Annotated in this window: 3 protein-coding genes; all 3 read left to right on the top strand. The window is 67.6% G+C overall.

Annotated features, from left to right (window positions below):
• Window positions 1-99 precede the first annotated feature (99 nt).
• Genes AX744_RS15055 through AX744_RS15045 form a run of 3 tightly spaced genes read left to right on the top strand, consistent with a single transcriptional unit; the run spans window position 100 to window position 4,006 of the window.
• The gene (locus AX744_RS15055; RefSeq protein WP_061017748.1) at window positions 100-1,761 is read left to right on the top strand and encodes an ABC transporter substrate-binding protein; all 1,662 of its coding nucleotides are present in this window, start codon (window positions 100-102) and stop codon (window positions 1,759-1,761) included.
• A gap of 35 nt (window positions 1,762-1,796) precedes the next feature.
• Window positions 1,797-2,867, top strand: a complete 1,071-nt coding sequence (locus AX744_RS15050; protein WP_061017746.1) for an LLM class flavin-dependent oxidoreductase — start codon at window positions 1,797-1,799, stop codon at window positions 2,865-2,867.
• Complete coding sequence (locus AX744_RS15045; protein WP_061017743.1) at window positions 2,864-4,006, top strand: LLM class flavin-dependent oxidoreductase; 1,143 nt, start codon at window positions 2,864-2,866, stop codon at window positions 4,004-4,006. Before AX744_RS15050 ends, AX744_RS15045 begins: the two co-directional genes overlap by 4 nt.
• Window positions 4,007-4,041: the final 35 nt, after the last annotated feature.

Here is a 4,041-nt window from a genome sequence, read left to right as displayed (position 1 = left end):
GCCCTACACCCGCGAACTGCTCGCCGCCGTCCCGCGCCTCTTGCCCTGACCGCCCACCCGACCACACCCGCACACAGCGACCAAGGAAGAACCCTCACCATGAACAGAACACGAGCAGCATTCGCGCTCGGCGCCGTCCTGACCGCCTCCCTCGCCCTGTCCGCCTGCGCCGGCGGCGCATCGGCGCCGTCGTCGTCGGATGCCGCGGACGCCTCGCCGGTCTCCGGTGGGACGCTCACCTATCTCGCGAACACCGAGCCCGGGACCTGGGACGGACAGAAGGTCCCTTCCCTCAACCTGAACTCGATCAACAGCAGCATCTTCGACCCGCTGGTGGTGCAGGCGGAGGACGGCACGTACAAGCCGCATCTGGCCACAGGGTGGGAGATCAGCGACGACGGACTGGTCTACACCTTCACGTTGCGCGATGACGTCGTCTTCCATGACGGAACCCCGTTCAACGCGGCTGTGCTCAAGCAGAACCTCGACCGACCGCTCAACGAGGTCGGTCTGGCGACTGCGGGCAATGCCATCGTCTCCACGGCTGTCCTGAGCGACGACGAGCTGCAGGTGACCCTGGGTCGCAAGAACGCCGCGTTCATCCACGCGCTCTCCACCCCGCACTGGTCGATCTACTCCGGCAAGGTGCTCAGCGAGCACACCCCCGCCGAGCTCGGGACCGACCCGGCCCTGTCGATCGGGACCGGCCCCTTCCGCGTCAAGGAATACGCGAAGGGATCCAAGCTCGTGCTCGAGCGCAATCCCGACTACGCGTGGGCACCCGAGACCGCGGACCACGAGGGGCCCGCCTACCTCGACGAGGTCGTCATCCAGTTCGTGCCGGAGACGCAGGCGCGCATCGGTGCTCTCAACTCGAAGCAGGCCGACGCGATCGATCAGGTGCCGCCGCTGAACATCGGCGAGGTCGAGGCGGCCGGCAACACCGTCATCACGCAGGACAACACGGGAACGCCCTACTATCTCGCGCTGAACACGAACATCGCTCCCTTCGACGACAAGAACGTGCGCCTCGCGTTCCGAGAGGCGATCGACATCGATGCCCTCCTGAAGAGCGTCTACGGCGGTGTCTACAGCCGCTCCTGGACGACGACCTTGCCCGGCACCCCGCCGGTCGGCGCCTACGACGAGAGCCTGGAGGGCTCATGGGGCTACGACCTCGACAAGGCGCAGGAACTGCTCGACGAAGCGGGCTGGGACGAGTTCGACTCCGCGGGCTACCGGGTCAAGGACGGCGAGCGTCTGCACATCGACTGGTACTTCGACAGCCTGTACGTGCAGACCGATCAGCGTCAGCAGCTCGGCGAGGCCATCGCCTCCTCGCTCAAGGACGCCGGATTCGAGGTCGAGCGCATCCCGTTCGACACCGCCTCCTTCACGGCGGCGATCGCGAAGAACGAGCACAACCTCGCTGACGCCTCCCGCGGCTACGCCGATGTGGGCACCTCCGTCTCGCCCTTCACCTCCAGCGCCGACCCGCGCAACGGCGGCAACGGCATCAACTACGGCCTGCTGAACGACGAGGTCATCGACGCGCAGTACGCGATCGTGCAGTCCGACGGCGACCCCGAGGCGCGCATCGAAGCGGCGCACATCGTGCAGGCCCGCATCCTCGACGAGGGCTTCGCGGTTCCGCTGTACATCCCGAAGAAGATCGTCGGCACCACTCCGGCCGTTCACGGATGGACCTTCGACGCCGTCGGCTACACCGACTCGTTCTACGACACCTGGCTCTCCGAGTGACGCACCACCCCTGTTGAGAGGAAAAGGACCAGCACATGCCACGCATCGATCTCTTCTACTACGGAGACGTCTCGCCCGGACAGAGTCCGGTCTCGCTCTATCGCGACATCGAGGAACAGGTGATCCTGGGTGACCAGCTCGGATACAACGGCGTCTGGATCACCGAGCACCACCTCACGATGCGCGGGGAGGTGCCGGACCCGCTGCTCTTCCTCGCACGACTCAGCGGAGTGACCAGCCGCATCCGGCTCGGGACCTCGATCGTGTGCGCCCCGTTCTACCACCCGATCCGACTCGCGGAGTCGGCGCTGCTGCTCGACGCGGTATCCGGTGGGCGGCTCGATCTGGGGGTCGGCAGCGGCGTCGGCTCGGAGGAGTTCTTCGCCGTGTGGGGAATCGACAAGGCCTCGTCCTCCGCGCGGTCGGCCGAGGTCCACGAGATCCTGCGGCAGGCGATCGATGAGAAGGTCGTCGACTTCGAGGGGGAGTACTACTCCTTCCACGGTGTGGAGATCTCGCCGCCGGCGGGGCGTCCCGCACGCGACCTCATCTGGACGGCGGCCGGCCGCAACGCGATCGGCCTGGCGGCCCGGCACGGCTACCGGCTGATGATCCCGCGTCCGCTCCCGCTGGAGGAACGACTGCGGTTCAGCCGCGAGTATCGCGCCACCGTCCCCGGCGGAGAGATCATCCATCTTCGATCCGGTCTCGTCGCCGAGACGAAGGACGCCGCACGCGCCGGAGCGCTGGAGTTCTTGCGCACGTACGCGCGGATCTATCTCGGTCTGGACTGGACAGGAGGGGTGGACTCCGAGGACTACGACGACATCGCCGAGCAGCTGAGCTTCGCGATCGGCACCGCACCCGAGGTCGCCGACAAGGTCCATGAGTGGAACGACCAGTTCGACGGCACCGAGCAGACCGCGATCCAGTTCCAGGGACCGGGGATCAGCCAACTGCAGGCGCTGACGGCGATCGAGCTGTTCGCGGCGGAACTGCCCGCGCTGCAGGCGGACGCCGTGCGCACGGCCGTCGACTATGTCGATCCCCGCATTCCCGAGCGCGCGCTCAGTGCCGGCCCTCGCGTGCAGGAGGCCCGCGGATGACCGCAACTACAACCTCCCCGTTCGGAGGCACCGACCTGCCCCTCGGCTCTACCACGATCGGTGACCGTCTGCGTATCGGCTTCATCACGCACCTCGACCACAGCGAGGATCCGCGATTCGTCTATCGAGACACGATCCGTCTGATCCAGGAGCTCGAGGAGCTCGGCTACGACAGCGCCTGGATCGCCACACGGCACTTCCACTCCGGGTGGGCGGCTCTTCCCTCCCCGTACGGGTTTCTGGGGGCGCTCGCCGCCGCGACGAGCACGATCGGACTCGGTACCGCGGTGCTGCCGATCATCCTCGACGATCCTGTGCGCGCCGCGGAGGAGGTCGCCGCGATCGACCATCTCGCCGGTGGGCGGCTGCTGCTCGGCCTCGGGAAGGGAGTCCCTTCCGACTCTTATCACGTGTTCCACACCTGGACGAATGACCGCGACACCAGCTTCGAGAATCAGATCGACCGTCTGCACTGGGCGCTCCAGGGAGGCGTGGTCGATGGGGGCACGGGCGCGATCTGGCCACAGAACACCGCGCTCGAGGGACGGCTGTTCCACGGCAGCTCGAACATCGACACGATCCGTTTCGCGGGGCGCACCGGCGACGGCTTCATCCTGGAGCGGTTCGGCAACGGGCCGGAGCGGCACCCTGATGCACGGGCGGCATTCCAGCGGCGCCAGGCGGACTCCGTGCGAGAGTATCGTCGGGTCTTCGCGGACACCTGGGGATCGACGCGCACTCCCTGGGTCGTCACCTCCCGCTCCGCTTTCCCCGGCCGCACGACCGAGGAAGCCCTCGCGTTCGCCGGAGAGCGCACCGCCCGCTGGAACGTCGCCAGCGCTGCAGCCGGACGCGTGGATCTGTCGCTGTCGATCCCGGACCAGCTGCTGTCGGACAACTTCGCCTGGGGGAGCCCTGAGGCGCTCGCCGCCGATCTGCTCGCCGACCCCACGATCGCGCTGACCGACGAGCTGGTGCTGGGCATCCATCCGGCCGTGCTCGACAGGGCCGAGACGATTGATCGCGTCCGCGTGCTCCTGCGAGAGGTCGTGCCGCTGGTCGAGGAGGGGTGGCGCGCGCAACGAGCACCCGCGCTGGCAGAGGCGAACGCCAGAGCGGACACACTGCAGGGGAGCTGACGCGGCTCGAGTCGATTCGCAGAACAGGGGCGGGG

Origin of the sequence: Microbacterium sp. CCH5-D1 (assembly GCF_001557335.1) — a bacterium.
Taxonomy (GTDB): Bacteria; Actinomycetota; Actinomycetes; order Actinomycetales; family Microbacteriaceae; genus Microbacterium; species Microbacterium oxydans.
Note: the sequence above shows the minus strand (reverse complement) of the source record. Positions and strands in the feature narration are given on the sequence as shown.